This window comes from Hydrogenophaga sp. BPS33, from assembly GCF_009859475.1.
Taxonomy (GTDB): Bacteria; Pseudomonadota; Gammaproteobacteria; order Burkholderiales; family Burkholderiaceae_C; genus Hydrogenophaga.
Genome location: NZ_CP044549.1, coordinates 6085282 through 6101025 on the forward strand (window position 1 = coordinate 6085282; position 15744 = coordinate 6101025).

General features: G+C 64.2%; 18 protein-coding genes. 5 read left to right on the forward strand and 13 right to left on the reverse strand.

Going from position 1 to position 15744, the window contains the following annotated elements; genetic code table 11:
- Positions 1-15 precede the first annotated feature (15 nt).
- The 3 genes from F9K07_RS28250 to F9K07_RS28260 form a co-directional block, all read right to left on the reverse strand.
- Positions 16-690, reverse strand: a complete 675-nt coding sequence (locus tag F9K07_RS28250) for a MotA/TolQ/ExbB proton channel family protein (RefSeq protein WP_159596551.1) — start codon at positions 688-690, stop codon at positions 16-18.
- Between the two features lie 153 nt (positions 691-843).
- A complete protein-coding gene (gene dapB, locus F9K07_RS28255) occupies positions 844-1665 on the reverse strand; it encodes a 4-hydroxy-tetrahydrodipicolinate reductase (protein WP_268894735.1) in 822 nt (273 codons plus the stop codon).
- Positions 1662-2183, reverse strand: coding sequence for an outer membrane protein assembly factor BamE (locus F9K07_RS28260; protein ID WP_201451491.1), 522 nt, complete (start codon positions 2181-2183; stop codon positions 1662-1664). Before F9K07_RS28260 ends, dapB begins: the two co-directional genes overlap by 4 nt.
- Positions 2184-2421: 238 nt before the next feature.
- Between F9K07_RS28260 and fur the strand changes: the two genes are divergently transcribed.
- Complete coding sequence (gene fur / locus F9K07_RS28265) at positions 2422-2868, forward strand: ferric iron uptake transcriptional regulator (RefSeq protein ID WP_159596553.1); 447 nt, start codon at positions 2422-2424, stop codon at positions 2866-2868.
- A gap of 121 nt (positions 2869-2989) precedes the next feature.
- Here fur and hprK read toward each other — a convergent pair whose 3' ends face one another.
- The 3 genes from hprK to hpf all read right to left on the reverse strand — a co-directional run bounded on the left by hprK (position 2990) and on the right by hpf (position 4887).
- Positions 2990-3940: an HPr(Ser) kinase/phosphatase gene (gene hprK, locus F9K07_RS28270; RefSeq protein ID WP_159596554.1), complete on the reverse strand. Its 951-nt coding sequence runs from the start codon at positions 3938-3940 to the stop codon at positions 2990-2992.
- The gene (locus F9K07_RS28275; protein ID WP_159596555.1) at positions 3937-4407 is read right to left on the reverse strand and encodes a PTS sugar transporter subunit IIA; all 471 of its coding nucleotides are present in this window, start codon (positions 4405-4407) and stop codon (positions 3937-3939) included. The genes hprK and F9K07_RS28275 overlap by 4 nt, the downstream gene beginning before the upstream one ends.
- Positions 4408-4557: 150 nt before the next feature.
- A complete protein-coding gene (gene hpf, locus F9K07_RS28280) occupies positions 4558-4887 on the reverse strand; it encodes a ribosome hibernation-promoting factor, HPF/YfiA family (protein ID WP_159596556.1) in 330 nt (109 codons plus the stop codon).
- Between the two features lie 254 nt (positions 4888-5141).
- Between hpf and F9K07_RS28285 the strand changes: the two genes are divergently transcribed.
- Both F9K07_RS28285 and corA read left to right on the forward strand, forming a co-directional pair.
- The gene (locus F9K07_RS28285) at positions 5142-6410 is read left to right on the forward strand and encodes a patatin-like phospholipase family protein (RefSeq protein WP_236581736.1); all 1269 of its coding nucleotides are present in this window, start codon (positions 5142-5144) and stop codon (positions 6408-6410) included.
- 211 nt (positions 6411-6621) lie between these two features.
- A complete protein-coding gene (gene corA / locus F9K07_RS28290) occupies positions 6622-7608 on the forward strand; it encodes a magnesium/cobalt transporter CorA (RefSeq protein WP_159596557.1) in 987 nt (328 codons plus the stop codon).
- Positions 7609-7621: 13 nt separating this feature from the next.
- Here corA and F9K07_RS28295 read toward each other — a convergent pair whose 3' ends face one another.
- From F9K07_RS28295 to F9K07_RS28320, 6 genes are all read right to left on the reverse strand, one after another.
- On the reverse strand, positions 7622-8311 hold the full coding sequence (locus F9K07_RS28295; protein WP_236582077.1) for a 5'-methylthioadenosine/adenosylhomocysteine nucleosidase: 690 nt from the start codon (positions 8309-8311) through the stop codon (positions 7622-7624).
- A 301-nt stretch (positions 8312-8612) separates the two neighbouring features.
- On the reverse strand, positions 8613-10292 hold the full coding sequence (locus F9K07_RS28300; RefSeq protein WP_159596559.1) for a long-chain-fatty-acid--CoA ligase: 1680 nt from the start codon (positions 10290-10292) through the stop codon (positions 8613-8615).
- A 201-nt stretch (positions 10293-10493) separates the two neighbouring features.
- Positions 10494-11930: an NAD(P)(+) transhydrogenase (Re/Si-specific) subunit beta gene (locus F9K07_RS28305; protein ID WP_159596560.1), complete on the reverse strand. Its 1437-nt coding sequence runs from the start codon at positions 11928-11930 to the stop codon at positions 10494-10496.
- Positions 11927-12250 (reverse strand): NAD(P) transhydrogenase subunit alpha, encoded by a 324-nt coding sequence (locus F9K07_RS28310; protein WP_159596561.1) that lies wholly within the window; start codon positions 12248-12250, stop codon positions 11927-11929. The genes F9K07_RS28305 and F9K07_RS28310 overlap by 4 nt, the downstream gene beginning before the upstream one ends.
- 14 nt (positions 12251-12264) lie before the next feature.
- Positions 12265-12627, reverse strand: a complete 363-nt coding sequence (gene panD / locus F9K07_RS28315) for an aspartate 1-decarboxylase (RefSeq protein ID WP_159596562.1) — start codon at positions 12625-12627, stop codon at positions 12265-12267.
- On the reverse strand, positions 12624-13757 hold the full coding sequence (locus F9K07_RS28320) for a Re/Si-specific NAD(P)(+) transhydrogenase subunit alpha (RefSeq protein ID WP_159596563.1): 1134 nt from the start codon (positions 13755-13757) through the stop codon (positions 12624-12626). Before F9K07_RS28320 ends, panD begins: the two co-directional genes overlap by 4 nt.
- 107 nt (positions 13758-13864) lie before the next feature.
- Between F9K07_RS28320 and F9K07_RS28325 the strand changes: the two genes are divergently transcribed.
- The gene (locus F9K07_RS28325) at positions 13865-14368 is read left to right on the forward strand and encodes an NUDIX hydrolase (protein ID WP_159596564.1); all 504 of its coding nucleotides are present in this window, start codon (positions 13865-13867) and stop codon (positions 14366-14368) included.
- 8 nt (positions 14369-14376) lie between these two features.
- On the opposite strand, the gene F9K07_RS28330 is transcribed toward F9K07_RS28325, so the two are convergent.
- Entirely contained in the window at positions 14377-15186 is an 810-nt protein-coding gene (locus tag F9K07_RS28330) for a sensor histidine kinase (protein WP_159596565.1), read from the reverse strand.
- A 3-nt stretch (positions 15187-15189) separates the two neighbouring features.
- Here F9K07_RS28330 and F9K07_RS28335 point away from each other — a divergent pair, with 3 nt between their 5' ends.
- Positions 15190-15735 (forward strand): hypothetical protein, encoded by a 546-nt coding sequence (locus tag F9K07_RS28335; RefSeq protein ID WP_159596566.1) that lies wholly within the window; start codon positions 15190-15192, stop codon positions 15733-15735.
- The last annotated feature ends 9 nt before the right edge of the window (positions 15736-15744 follow it).

Here is a 15744-nt window from a genome sequence, read left to right on the forward strand (position 1 = left end):
CCACGCTCCACCGCCTCATGCACACCCCCCGTGCGCCAACAGTTCGCGCAGATCCCGCGCAAAGCCCTCCAGATCGGCCTCGATACGGGCAATCTGGCGGCCGAGCACGTTGTAGGCGAGCACGGCGGGAATCGCCACCGCCAGGCCAGCGGCGGTCATCACCAGCGCTTCGCCCACCGGACCCGAGACCTGCTCGATGCGAAACGGGCCGTCCAGCCCGATGCCGGTGAGCGCGTGGTAGATGCCCCAGACCGTGCCCAGCAGGCCCACAAAGGGCGCGGTCGACCCCACAGTGGCCAACAGCACCTGGCCAAATTGCAAGCGGTGCAGCACCTGGTGCAAGGCATCGCGCAAGACCCGGGTGAGCTGCTGCGCGCGGTCCCCGGCAGCGGCCAGGGTGTGCGGAGCGGCAGCCTCCAGACCCCGTGCGGCCTGCAGCAGGGGCAGCACGATCTGCTGTGCGTCGAAGGTGTGCAAGCGGCTCTGGGCATCGTCCAGGTCGCTGGCCTGCCAGAAGGCGGCCGTGCTGAGCTGCAGATCGCGCCGCGCGCGCCGCAGCAACCAGCCCTTCCAGAGAATCACCACCCAGCTGGCCACCGACATGGCCAACAACAGGATGGCCACCACACGGCCGAGCGCATCGGCCTGGGACAGCGTGTAGAAAAGACCTTGACCGACGCCTTCACCCATGGCCGCAGTTCTTTTGAGCGCAACAACGGCGCCGGCGCGAAGTGCCCCCATCCAGAGACACCGAGGGTCCGGCTCCGCCGGCCCCAGGTGTCGCCCCCCTCCCACCGAAGGCGAGAGAGGGGGGAGCCGCGCAGCGGCGCGGGGGGTGTTTCATCACCTCAAGCCGAGGACGTCGAACATGTCGTACAACCCCGCGGACTTGCCCGCCAGGAACCGCACCGCGCGCAGGCTGCCCTGCGCGTAGGTGACGCGGCTGCTCGACTTGTGCGTGATCTCGATGCGTTCGCCGGTACCGGCGAACAGCACCGTGTGATCGCCCACGATGTCGCCACCGCGGATGGTGGCGAATCCGATCGATGAGGGATCGCGCTCGCCGGTCACGCCTTCGCGGGCGTAGACCGCGCAATCCTTGAGATCACGGCCGAGCGCCTCGGCGATCACTTCGCCCATTTTGAGCGCAGTGCCACTGGGCGCATCCACCTTGTGGCGGTGGTGCGCCTCGATGACCTCGATGTCGTAACCGGTGGACAGCGCCTTGGCCGCCATCTCCAGCAGCTTGAGCGTGACGTTCACGCCCACGCTCATGTTGGGCGCCATCATGATCGGGATCTGCTGGGCCATCTGCGCGATCTCGGCCTTCTGCGCTTCTGAAAACCCAGTCGTGCCAATGACCACCGCCACGCCGTGCTTCGCGCACTCGCGCAAATGCGCCATCGTGCCTTCGGGGCGCGTGAAATCGATGAGGAACCGACTGCCAGACAGGCCGGCCGCGAGATCGTCGGTGATCAACACCCCGCTAGCCTGGCCCGCAAAACCCGCCGCATCCTGGCCAATCGCCCGGCTGCCCACGACGTCCAGTGCGCCCGACAGCGTGCAATCACCACTGGCTCGCACGGCCTCCACCAGCATCTGACCCATGCGGCCGCTGGCACCCGCCACGCACACGCGCAGCGCTTCGTTGGCCGCGGCGCTCAACGCGAGCGCTCCAGCGGCGGGTAGGTCGTGCCCGGCTCCACCGTGGGCGGCGTTGGCGCGCTGGGCGCGCCGGCATTCTTTTCCTGGAAGGTCTTGAGCTGCTCCTCGGTTGCCTGCAGTGGCGGCACCTTGCCGAACTTGCGGCGCGTGTCGAGCGAAGCGACGAACTCGGTTTCGCTGGGCAGGTCATCCGCCTCGAAACGCTCCAGCACATCGTCCTTGAAGAACAAGGCCACCTTGCGCTGCTGCGGCTCCTGGCCCTGGCGCTTGAAGGTGAACACATAGTCCCAGCGGTTGCCATGGAACACACTGGTGAGCAAAGGCGAGCCCAGCACATCGCGCACGGCGCTGCGCGTCATGCCGGGCTTGAGCACCTGCGCCTGCTCGCGCGTGACGACGTTGCCCTGCACGATGTCGATCTTGTAAGGCGTCACCAGACCGGCGATGCCGCGGGTGGAACACGCGGACAGCGCCACGACAGCGGCCAGTGTGCACAGCGCGAGGGCCGATGGCCGCATGGCAGGCGTAGAAGAGAGGATTCGTGCGAAAGAAATATGGCGCATGCAGATGTACCGTGAATGCGAATCGCCCCGCATAGGCTCCTGGGGGCAATGCCGTGGCCAGCAGTCGCTGGCGATATGATCCGGGCATTGTAGCCCCGGGCCTTTGCGCCAGCGGGCGTCCTGCCCCGGAGACTCGGCGATACCCGAGACACCTTTTGGCACCTGTTTAACCCCCTTGTGATGACTGGCCGCCATGACCACCAACATCGAAGAACTCAAAAGCACCGGCCTCAAGGCCACGCTACCCCGGCTGAAAATTCTCGAGGTGTTCCAGAACGCCAAGCAACGGCACATGACGGCCGAAGATGTCTTCCGCGTGCTGCTGGAGGACCGTTCCGACATCGGCCTGGCCACGGTGTACCGCGTGCTGATGCAGTTCGAGCAGGCGGGTCTGCTCACGCGCAGTAACTTCGAGTCCGGCAAGTCGGTCTTCGAATTGAATGAAGGCCAGCATCACGACCACCTGGTGTGTCTCGACTGTGGCCGGGTGGAAGAGTTCTTCGATCCCGAGATCGAAAAACGCCAGCAGATCGTGGCCAAAACGCGCGGCTTCCAATTGCAGGAACATGCGCTGTCGCTCTACGCGAATTGCACCAAGACCGATTGCCCGCACAAGGGCAATGTGCACCGCGCGACGTAATTTACGCGCACAGTCGCTCTTTTCAAGAGGTCAAGAAGTGCCGCGGAACTGGCTTCGCCAGGCCGCAGGCACTGCCCCCTTGAGGGGGTGACGCCGAAGGCGGCGCGGGGGTGTCTCCCCTCTACTCGTCACCCGACATGGCCGCGCGGTGGCGCGAAACGAACTCCTGGTAGGTATCGATACCCCGCAATTGCAGGATCGTGTTCCGCACGGCGGCTTCCACCAACACGGCAATGTTGCGCCCCGCCACCACCTGGATCACCGCCTTGCGCACCGGAACGCCCAGCACGTCTTGGTAGAGTGGCTCGTACGGCATGCGCTCATAGTCGCGCTCCATGGTTTCGCGGCGCACCAAGTGCACAATGAGTGAGAGCCGCATTTTGCGCCGCACCGCCGTCTCACCAAAGATGGCCTTGATGTCGAGCAGGCCGATGCCACGCACTTCGAGCAGGTTTTGCAGCAGTTCGGGACAGCGCCCTTCGATACTGGTCTGGTTGGTGCGGTAGAGATCCACCGCGTCGTCTGCCACCAAGCCGTGGCCGCGCGAAATCAGTTCCAGACCAAGCTCGCTCTTGCCCAGGCCCGACTCCCCGGTGATCAGCACTCCCATGCCCAGGATGTCCATAAACACGCCGTGCATGGACGAGCGATCGGCGAAATGGCGCGAGAGGTAGGCGCGCAGCACGTCGATGACGAACGCGGCCGACTCGTGCGTGGCAAACATCGGAATCTGCGCGCGCTCGCACATCGCCATGAGCGCATCGGGCGCGGTCTGGCCATCGGCCACCACCAGCACCGGCGGCTCCAGCGTGACGATGCGCGCAACGCGACGGCGGTTGTCGTCTTCACTCGGACTCGTGAGATAAGCGACCTCGCGCTCGCCGAAGACCTGTACGCGATAGGGATGGATGTAGTTCAGGTAACCAACGAGATCGGCGCCGGAACGCGCGGCGCGAACGGCAACTTCATCAAACCGGCGCTCGGATGCGCCAAGGCCGGCAATCCACTGCCACTTCAACGCATCCCGATGGTCCTCGAACAGGACGTCTGCGCTGACGACGGTGGGTTTCATGCGGCCGCGTGGGCCGAATGCCAGGACGTGATGAGCTGGTGCAGCCTCGCCGCATCGCTGGAGGTCTTCATCTGCTCGCGCAAGCCGCTGTCGCTGAGCAATTCGGCGATCTCGGAGAGTATTTCCAGATGCTTCTGCGTGGCCGCCTCGGGGACCAACAGGAAGATCATGAGTTGCACGGGCTGCTCGTCGGGCGCGTCGAAACCGATCGGGCTTGCCAGCTGGAACACGGCGGCCAGCGGTTGCTTGAGGCCCTTGATGCGGCCATGCGGAATCGCCACGCCATGGCCCAGACCGGTGGAGCCCAGGCGCTCGCGGGCAAAGAGGCTGTCGGTAATGAGGGCGCGGTTGAGTCCGTGCAGGGTCTCGAAGAGCAGGCCCGCTTCTTCGAATGCGCGCTTTTTGCTGGTCGCATCAACACTGACGAGCACTTGCGCGGCGGGCAATATGGCGGAAAGTCGGTTCATGGGGGCCTCTTCGAACCGCAAATTATGCCCAGATGACAATCGCTGCCTAGACCGTAGGCACAAAAAAGCCGCTTGACTTTTCAAGCGGCTTGCTGCAGCGCAACATATGTCACGTTACCCAAACCCCGTAGGGGTAGTAACGAGGCAAGTTCACATCAACCGTTTTGCCGGCTCGCTGTAATGCGCCTTCGTCTTGTCCTTGTAGCGCAGCACCTGGCGGTCCAGCTTGTCGGCCAGTTCGTCTACTGCGGCGTATAGGTCGGCATGCGCGCTCTCGGCAAACAGATCGCGCCCCTTGACGTGGACATTGCATTCGGCCTTTTGTCGCAGGTCCTTTTCCTTCAGGTTGTCCACCGTCAACAGCACCTTGATGTCGACCACCTGGTCGAAGTGCCGGGAGATGCGTTCCAGTTTGGTGGTGACGTAGCCGCGCAAGGCGGGTGTGACCTCAAGGTGGTGACCGCTGATCGTCAGGTTCATAAAGAAGCCTCCATTTGCTCCGGGTTGACACAAACCGCCCAAAGGCCAGACCTCCGGCGGCACGGGGATGTCTTAAGACCACTATGCCGATGAAAGCGACCTGGCGCAAGCCTGCAGCACGCAACAAAGGGTGAATTCAAGGATCGGCAGAGTGGCGGCGCCGCCCGTCGGATACTGCTCGGGGGATGTGTCATGATTTTGTGCAGCTTCCCGCGTCAGGCCACGCCAGGCACGCGCATTGAAAGGCCTTCGATTTGTCCCTCGACACGCTGATCTCCCACAACACCCTGGCGCCCGATATGCCCGAGTACGGCGCCGATGCCTGCGCCCTCGTTCTCATGGGCGGCGGCGCTCGCACTGCATACCAGGTGGGCGTTCTCAAGGCGATCGGCACGATGCTGGCATCGAAAGCGGCCGTGGCCGCCAGTGCAGTGCAACCCTTTCCCTTCCAGTGGCTGTTCGGCACATCGGCAGGCGCACTCAACGCAGCCTACCTGGGCAGCATTGCTGCACAGGGCCTGTCCGCGTTGGGCGCGTTGGCGGCGTTCTGGAGCAGCCTTCGCTCCGAACGCGTGTACCGGCTCGAAGCGCCCGGATGGGTCCGCGCCAACCGGGTGGTTGCGGGCCTGACCTTGGCGCGCCAGGTACGCAAGCACCGCGCCCTGCTCGACACGCTGCCTCTGGTGGACACGCTGCACCACGCGATCGACCTGCACGGTCTGGAGCGCGCGCTGGAGCAGCGCCTGATCCACGCTCTGGGCGTGACCGCCTCGAGCTACACCAGCGGCGAGCACTGGACCTTCTGCCAGACGAGGCCCGAGCACCCCATACAACCTTGGCACAGGCCGGGGCGCCGATCGGACTTTCAGCCGATCACGATCGAACACCTGATGGCGTCGAGCGCGATTCCCTTCCTGTTCCCCGCAGTGCCGCTCTGGGTGGATGGGCGCAAGGAATACTTCGGCGACGGCTCGATGCGGCAACTCTCGCCACTGTCCCCGGCCATCCATTTCGGCGCACGCCGCATCTTGGTGGTCGGCGTGGCCCAGCCCCAGCGCGCGGGCATGGCCGCGCACGGTGCAGGCGACCCTACAGCAGGCACCATCGCTGGCCACGCCATGGCCAGTGTCTTCCACGACACGCTGCAGGCCGACGTGGAACAGGCACAGCGCGTCAGCCAGACGCTGGCACGCCTGCCACCTGCCCTGGCGGCCGCGCTGCCGTACCGGCCGGTGGACGTACTGGCCCTTCAGCCCAGCTTTTCGCTCGACGAGCTGGCCAGCAAACACATCAAGGAGCTGCCCGCCTCCACACGCAATACTTTGACCGGTCTCGGCGCGCTGGACACCCGGCGTGGTGCGGCTGGCAGCGCGGCCGCGCTCGCGAGCTACCTGTTGTTCGAGCCGGGCTTCGTCCATGCCTTGATCGAGTTGGGGGAGCATGACGCCTGGCGGCGAAAGGATGAGTTGATGCGCTTTTTTGGCGCCGCCGAAGCCCTTGCCTCCGGCGGCCCGGTGCCATAATCCCAGCCAGTTTCACTCCCCTGGAAAGACGCATGGAAAGCACACCTCCCAGTTGTGTGCTTTCAGCCTCCCCCGCGACCGTCTGAGCGCTGCCTGCAGCGGCCTGGACAGGGCAAGCGGTAGGCTGAAAGCAGCACCTCAACCGCCTCCGAGGCCCGCAGCGCCGGCCTCGACCCTTTGCAAGACCGCATGAAACCGCAGGGAGCACCGCATGCTCAACGTATTCACCTTGGCCAATGGCCGCCTCTTCCAGGAAGAGATCGAGTCGCTCGAAGAACTGGCGCGGTTCAAGCCGATCTGGGTCGACCTGGAAGACCCCACACCTGAAGAACGCCGTTGGGTCAAACAGCATTTCGGGCTGTCGATCCCCGAAGATGCGATGGACGAAGACATCGAGGAATCCGCCCGCTTCTTTGAGGAAGACAACGGCGAGCTGCATGTGCGCAGCGACTTCTTGATCGACGACGACGAAGACCCGCGCGCGGTGCGCGTGGCCTTCATCCTGAACGAGCACAACGAAACGCTCAAGAGCCAGGGTGTGCTGTTCTCCATCCACGACGAAGACGTGCCGGTATTTCGCCTGCTGCGCATGCGCGCGCGCCGTATGCCGGGTTTGATCGAGGATGCCAAGGACGTCCTGCTGATGCTGTTCGACGCCGATGCCGAGTACTGCGCCGACACGCTCGAAGACATCTACGACGACATCGAGACCGTGAGCAAACAGGTGCTCAACAGCAACGCGTCGGACAATCTGCTGAGCGAGGCCTTGTCGTCGATCGCGCGCCACGAGGACATGTCGGGGCGTATCCGCCGCAACGTGATGGACACGCGCCGCGCCGTGAGCTTCATGATGCGCAGCCGTCTGCTGAGCGCGGAGCAGTTCGAGGACGCACGCCAGATTCTGCGCGACCTGGACTCGCTCGACAGCCACACCGCGTTCCTGTTCGACAAGATCAACTTCCTGATGGATGCGACCGTCGGTTTCATCAACATCAACCAGAACAAGATCATCAAGATCTTCTCGGTGGCCAGCGTGTCCTTGCTGCCACCCACGCTGGTGGCGAGCAGCTATGGCATGAACTTCGACTTCATGCCCGAGTTGAAATGGCACTTCGGCTACCCGATGGCGCTCGTCCTGATGGTGCTGTCGGCGGTCTTGCCGATGCTGTACTTCCGCAAGCGCGGCTGGTTACGCTGACCACCCCGCGCTTTTAGGTTTTCAGCAGAGCTCCGACGATCGCCGCGCTGTAGCGACTCGCCACCTCGCGCAGGAAGCGCGGAAAGTCCACATGGGCGTCGTCGTCGGCACGGTCGGAGATGGTGCGCACCACGGCCAGCGGCACACCGTAGTCGTGGCACACCTGGGCGAACGCCGCGCCTTCCATTTCCACGGCCAAAGCGTCGGGCAGGGTCTGGCGCAGGGCTTCGCTCTCCCCCGTGGTGGAAACAAAGCGATCGCCACTGATGAGCAGGCCCTGGTGGCAGCGCGGCGCCTGCAGATGAAACTCGTCGCGCACGCCGGGTTCAAGTTGCGATGGGAGATCGCGCAGCACATCTTCGCTGACTCGCCGCAACACCCCGGTCATGGCAGCGTCGGCATCGAAGTGGGCGCGGCCATACCCGGGCACCTCGTGCCGGGGAAACAGCGGCGATGCGTCCATGTCGTGCTGCAGAAAGCGCTGCGCCACCACCACGTCGCCCACCCGCACACCAGATGCCAGGCCACCCGCCACACCTGTGAACACGATGCGCCGCACACCGAAGCGCTCAATCAGCGCCGTGGCCGTCGTGGCGGCGGCCACCTTGCCAATGCCCGAGAGCACCGCGACCACGTCCTGCCCATGCAGATGGCCGCGCCAGAACGTGCGCCCCCCCACGGTCTGTTGCTGTTCGTCGGGCATGAGATCGAGCACGGCGGCGAGTTCTTCGTGCAGGGCACTGACGATGGCGATAGGGGTCACGGATTGCGGTTCCAAAGATAAAAAGAAAAGGCGGCCGAAGCACGACCGCGACGCATGAAAAACGCTAACCAGAGGCACCACGGGACGGCTGCGTCAACACGAGCTGCCGCTCCCTCTCCGGCGAGCGTGCCCGAACCCAGAGGCATCTTGGGACGGCTGCGCCGGCCCAAGATGCCGTCCCCCTTCGAAGCGCCGAAGGCGCGCTACAGAGGGGGGAAGCCGCGTCAGCGGCGCAGGGGGGTCACCGTAATTCTCGCCGCAAGATCTTGCCCACCGGCGTCTTGGGCAGCTCGGTGCGAAACTCCACCACCTTGGGTTGCTTGTAGCCGGTGAGATTGGCTTTGCAGAACTCACGCACCTGGGCCTCGGTCAAGCTCGGGTCCTTCTTCACGATCACCAGCTTGACCGCCTCGCCCGACTTGTCGTCCGGCACGCCCACGACCGCGCACTCCAGCACGCCGGGCAGTTGGGCCACCACGTCTTCCACCTCGTTGGGATACACGTTGAAACCGCTGACCAGCACCATGTCCTTCTTGCGGTCCACGATCTTGAAGTACCCGCGCGCGTCCATGACGCCGATGTCGCCGGACTTGAAATAGCCATCGGCGGTCATGACCTTGGCCGTTTCGTCGGGGCGCTGCCAGTAGCCCGCCATGACCTGCGGACCCTTGATGGCGATCTCGCCCGGTTGCCCCAGCGGCACCTCGTTGCCGTCATCGTCCAGGCATTTCATGAAGGTATTGGGCAGGGGAACGCCGATGGTGCCGGTGTATTCCTTGTTGGTGGTCGGATTGCAACTGGCCGACGGACTGGTTTCACTCAGCCCGTAGCCTTCGCAGATCGGACAACCGGTCTTCTCCAGCCACAGCTTGGCGACCGCGCCCTGCACCGCCATGCCGCCGCCCACCGACACCTTGAGGTGGCTCCAGTCCACGGTGTTGAAGTCGGGGTGGTTGGCCAGGCCGTTGAACAAGGTATTGACGGCGGGAAAGCTGTGAAAGGTTTGCTTGGAGAGTTCCTTGAGCACCGCCGGCAGGTCGCGCGGGTTGGGGATCAGAATCGTCTTTCCGCCAGTGCGCATGGACAGCATCATGTTCACCGTGAAAGCGAAGATGTGGTACAGCGGCAGGGCACACACGCTGGTGGGTTGCTCACCGGTGGGCACGGTCTTCATCACCGGGTCGTTCCAGGCCTCGGACTGCAGCACGTTGGCGATCACGTTGCGGTGTTGCAGCACTGCGCCCTTGCTCACGCCCGTGGTGCCGCCGGTGTACTGCAGCAATGCCATGTCGTCGGGCTTGATCTCGGGCCGCTTGAAGTTGCCGCGCGCACCCTTGGCAAGCGCATCGTTGAAACGCACCGCCTGCGGCAGGTTGAAGGCCGGCACCATCTTCTTGACATTGCGCACCACGTAGTTCACCAGCGCGCCTTTGAGCAGCCCCAGTTGATCCCCCATGGCGGCGAGCACCACATGCTTGACCGGCGTATGGGCCATGCACTGCTCCAGCGTGTGTGCAAAGTTCTCGATGATGACGATCGCCTTGGCGCCCGAGTCCTTGAGCTGGTGCTCGAGTTCGCGCGCCGTGTAGAGCGGATTGACGTTGACCACCACGAAGCCTGCGCGCAGGATGCCCGCCACCGCGACCGGGTACTGGGGCACGTTGGGCATCATGATGGCCACGCGGTCGCCTTTGACCAGACCCAGTCCCTGCAGGTAGGCCGCCAGGGCTTGTGAACGCGTATCGGTCTGCTCGAAGGTGACGTCCTTGCCCATGAAGCTGTAGGCGGTGCGGCCGGCATGCTTCTGGAAGCTTTCTTCCATCAGATGCACCAGCGAGGGGTATTGCGCCACATCGATGTCGGCGGGCACGCCAGCAGGATAGGCGCTCAACCAGGGACGATCGGCCGTTGATTCGGTCATTCGGAAGCTCCTCATTCTTGTCCATGCACGAATGGCGCATTGTCTTTGGGAAGTTTTACGTCGGTCCTCGTGTTTTTCCCTTACGCGGTTCTGACTGCCACCGCTCGGGGCAAGTTCCCAGCCACATCATCGCTACAAAAACAGAAGGGCTGGTGTTGCCACGAGCCCTTCTGCACATACCGTCGGTGTGGGGTCCTGGTCTTACTCGATGGCCTTGGTCATGTCCTCGACGACCTTCTTCGCATCGCCGAAGACCATCATGGTCTTGTCCATGTAGAACAGCTCGTTGTCCAGGCCCGCATAGCCCGCGGCCATCGAGCGCTTGTTCACGATCACCGTCTTGGCCTTGTACGCCTCCAGGATCGGCATGCCATAGATCGGACTGCCCTTCTGCAAAGCAGCAGGGTTCACCACGTCGTTGGCCCCCAGAATGATCGCCACGTCGGCCTGCCCGAACTCGCCGTTGATGTCTTCCATTTCGAACACCTGGTCGTACGGCACCTCGGCCTCGGCCAGCAGCACGTTCATGTGCCCCGGCATGCGCCCGGCCACCGGGTGGATCGCGTACTTCACCGTGATGCCCTTCTCGGTGAGCTTGTGCGCCAGTTCCTTCACCGCGTGCTGCGCGCGGGCCACCGCCAGGCCGTAGCCCGGCACGATCACCACCGTCTCGGCGTTGCCGAGCACGAAGGCCGCGTCGTCCGCGCTGCCGCTCTTGACCGGGCGCGCCTCGGCCTTGGCACCGCCCGCAGCAGCGGTGTCGCCGCCGAAGCCGCCCAGGATCACGTTGAAGAACGAGCGGTTCATGGCCTTGCACATGATGTAGCTCAGGATCGCACCGGAGCTGCCCACCAGCGAGCCGGCAATGATCAGCATGCTGTTGTTCAGGCTGAAGCCGATGCCCGCTGCCGCCCAGCCCGAGTAGCTGTTGAGCATGGAGACCACCACCGGCATGTCCGCGCCACCGATCGGGATGATGATGAGCACGCCCAGGATGAAGCCCAGCGCGATCACCAGCACGATGTCGATCCAGCTCTGCGAGTGCCAGAAGCCGAAGCAGAAGAACACCACCGCCAGGCCCAGCAACAGGTTGAGCTTGTGCTGGCCGGGGAAGGTCACCGGTGCGCCCTGGAACAGGCGGAACTTGTACTTGCCCGAGAGCTTGCCGAAGGCGATGACCGAGCCCGAGAAGGTGACCGCGCCGATGAAGGCGCCCAAGGCGAGTTCGATGCGGTTGCCACCGGGAATCGGCGCACCTTCTGCAACGATGCCAAAGGCCCAGGGTTCGGCCACCACGGCCACCGCGATGCAGACAGCGGCCAGGCCGATCATGCTGTGCATGAAGGCGACCAGCTCGGGCATCTTGGTCATCTCCACCCGCTTGGCCATGACGGCGCCCACACCGCCACCGACCACCAGGCCACCGAGCACCCAGCCCAGGCCTTGCGCGGCGTTGACCTGCATCTGCTCGGCCAGGGTGAAGATCAGGCCGCCCGTGGTCAGCACGGCAATCGCCATGCCGGTCATGCCGAAGACGTTGCCCCGGATCGAGGTGGTGGGGTGCGACAGGCCCTTCAAGGCCTGGATGAAGCAGACGCTGGCGATGAGGTACAGCAGCGTGACGAGGTTCATGCTCATTTCGCAGCCCCTTCAGCGGCCGGTGCCTTGCGTTCTTTCTTCTTGAACATCTCCAGCATGCGCCGGGTGACGAGGAAGCCACCGAAGACGTTGACGGCAGCCAGCGCCACGGCGAGCACGCCCATGGTCTTGCCCAGCTGCGTCTCGGTGAGCGCTGCGGCCAGCATGGCACCCACGATCACGATGGCCGAGATGGCGTTGGTCACGGCCATCAGCGGTGTGTGCAGTGCGGGCGTGACGTTCCACACCACGTGGTAACCCACGTAGATCGCCAGCACGAAGATGATGAGGTTGAGGATGGTGGGGGATACGGCTTCCATGTCAGTGCCTCGCGTCAGACTTTCTTGATTTCGGAGATGCGGTTGCCCTCGCCGAGCAACACCACCCGGGGCTTCCAATGCGGCACGACGTCGTCGGCGACCGGCGCGTAGGTGCAAATGATCAGCAAATCGCCCACGTGCGCCTTGCGCGCGGCCGCGCCGTTGAGCGAAATCGCGCCCGAGCCGCGCGCGGCTTTGATGATGTAGGTGGAGAAGCGCTCGCCGTTGTTGACGTTGTAGAGCTCGATCTTCTCGAACTCGCGCATGTCGGCGGCGTCCAGCAGGTCTTCGTCGATCCCGCAAGAACCTTCGTAATGGAGGTCGGCTTCGGTCACGGTTGCGCGATGCAGTTTCGCGCGCAGCATTACTCGGTTCATTTGCGTTTCACTTCACCGTTTTGGGTCATCAGGCAGGCGGCGACGATGTCGTCGTCCATCGGCACCTGCACCGCCGTCGCATCTTTGGGCAGCACGAGCTTGAGGAAATCGAGCACGTTGCGCGCATACAGCGCCGACGCATCGGCACCCACCATCGCCGCCAGGTTGGTCTCGCCCACGATGGTCACACCGTGTTTCACCACGGTCTTGTCCGCCTCGCTCAACGGGCAGTTGCCGCCCACACCGTCGGCACCCTTGCCCGCGGCAATGTCCACGATCACACTGCCCGGCTTCATCGCCTTGACCATCTCTTCGGTGATCAGCACCGGCGCGGCGCGCCCAGGGATCAGCGCGGTGGAGATCACCACGTCGGCCAGCGCCACGCGCTTGGCCACTTCCACCTTCTGGCGCTCCAGCCAGCTCGGCGGCATCGGGCGCGCGTAGCCACCCACGCCTTCGGCCGCTTCCTTCTCTTCGGCGGTCTCGTACGGCACGTCGATGAACTTGCCGCCCAAGGACTCGACCTGCTCCTTCACGCTGGGGCGCACGTCGGACGCTTCGATCACCGCGCCCAGGCGCTTGGCCGTGGCAATCGCTTGAAGACCGGCCACACCCACGCCGAGGATGACCACGCGCGCGGCCTTGACCGTGCCCGCCGCCGTCATGAGCATGGGAAAGAAGCGCTGGTAGTGGTGCGCGGCCAGCATGACGGCCTTGTAGCCGGCGATGTTGGCTTGCGAGGAGAGCACGTCCATGCTTTGTGCGCGCGTGGTGCGCGGCGCGGCTTCGAGTGCGAAGGCGGTGAGGCCCGCGCTGGCCATGCGTTGCAGGCCGGCGGCATCGAAGGGGTTGAGCATGCCGACCACGGTCGCGCCCGGCTTCATCAAAGCCAGCTCGCCATCGCTGGGCGCGCGCACCTTGAGCACCAGGTCACAACCCAGCGCGCCGGCCGCATCGGTGATCTCGGCACCGGCGGCCACAAAGGCCTCGTCGGTCACGCTGGCGGCCACGCCCGCGCCCGACTGCACGCGCACGCTGTGGCCTTGCGCCACGACTTTCTTCACCGTCTCCGGGGTCACGGCCACCCGGGTCTCGCCCGCTGTGGTCTCAGCGGGTACGCCTATCTGCATGGAAGTCTCCTCACTCGATTTCGAAAGACAAATCCGGGCGAGGATAACTGAAAGCGGCAGGCTGAAAGCCTTTTGTCAGCTTTTATGGAACGCCCATAATGCCCGCCATGCAAGCCCGATGGAAACCCAATGTCACCGTCGCAGCCGTGATCGAGCGGGACGGGCGATTTCTGCTGGTCGAGGAACACACCTCCGAAGGCTTGCGCCTGAACAACCCGGCGGGCCATCTGGATCCTGGAGAAAGCCTGCTGGACGGCGTGGTTCGCGAAACGCTGGAAGAAACGACCCACCGTTTCACGCCCACGGCGTTGTTGGGCGTGTACCTGTCGCGCACACAGCGCAAGGGCCGGGGCGCGCAGCCCGATGAAGACATCACCTATCTGCGCTTCGCCTACTGTGGCGAACTCGGCGAAACGGTGCCGGGCCGCACGCTGGACGCCGGCATCGTGCGCACGCTCTGGTTGACCCCCGACGAAATCCGCGACAGCGCCGAGCGCCTGCGCAGCCCGCTGGTGCTGCGTTGCATGGAAGACCATCTGGCGGGCCAGCGCCATCCGCTGTCCATGGTGTTCGTCGATGCGTCGGTAACGACCGGCATCGCGCCACGCTGACGCGGCAATCAGAGAACCATCAATAGCGCGGCCGGCGCCGGGTTGTGGCGGCGCGCCTGCGCCAGAGGCACGCGCAGGGAAAAACACGAACCCCTGCCTGGCACGGACCGCAGTGCGACACCGATGCCCAGCACCCGCGCGCCGCTCTTCACGATCGGAAGCCCCAGCCCTGCTCCGCGGTCGGCCTCGGGAGCATCGCGGAAGAACGCCTCGAAAACGCGTTCGTGGCACATCGGATCGATGCCCGGGCCCGTGTCCCAGACCTGCAGCAACAGACTGGCACCACTGTGTCGGCTGGCCACCACCACCCCACCGCTGGCGGTGAAGCGGATCGCGTTGTCCACCAAGTGGCTCAACATGCGTTCGAGCAGCACCGGGTTGCTGCGGACCTTGGCGATGGACGGCGTCACATCCCAGCGCAACCGCTTGCCCGTCGCCAAGGGGCCGAACACCTCATCGACATGGTCCAGCAGGGATTGCACGGAAAAATCGACCAGACCGGGCTGGAGAGCACCCGAGTCCAGACTGGCGATGAGCCCCAATGCGTCGATCCGGTCGCCCACGGAACTCAAGGACGCCCGCATCTGAGGCCAGGCCGGCCCGCCCGTCGCCCGCTCAGCTTGGCGCAGCGGATCATCGCGGGCCTGGCCCGAAACCTCCAGGGGTTGGCGCAAGTACGCCGCGACCGCCATCAACAAACGCGCGCGCTCTGGCGCAAGCCGCCGGGACTCGGCCCCGGCCGCCGCTCGGGATCGACCACGCAACCCGGACATGAATTGCGACAGCCAATTCAATGGCGTCGTGTTCCGCACAAACATGGCATGCCTCCCCGTCTCAATTGCAACCGCAAATTCCTCAGAAGCGCAGGCATCGGGCAAATCCATCCGCACAACGCCGCCCCCCCGAGAAATCGCCATTGTTCGAAGCACGCCATCCATTCGGCCATACCACCGCGGCAGTATTTTCAGGATTTCATCACCGCCAATACCCCCGACTGCATTGCAAGGGATCCACAGCCCCAATTTCCTCCCAAATACTACTTGCGCGGTATGTATGCAATGCCACCCTCTGCCTACCATGCGCCCCTGGTCAACGGCCGATCGGGCGAGCACGGCTTTCACGCCTTCGATTCCGATGCTATTGCCCGTGTACACCTGCTCCCCATCGAACTCAAGGAATTCGCGGTGGCCATTCCATTCAAATCAACCCACCATTTCACCGCGGGCCATTACGCCATCGTCGGAATGATCGACATGTCCCTGCTCCATTTCCAATCATGCGCATTGAATTTCCTGGAATCGGTGCAAACCGAAGCAATTCGAGCCAGCCAGGAAGAGCAAACCCAGACACTGGGGCCCGGCGCATGAGGTGGGACA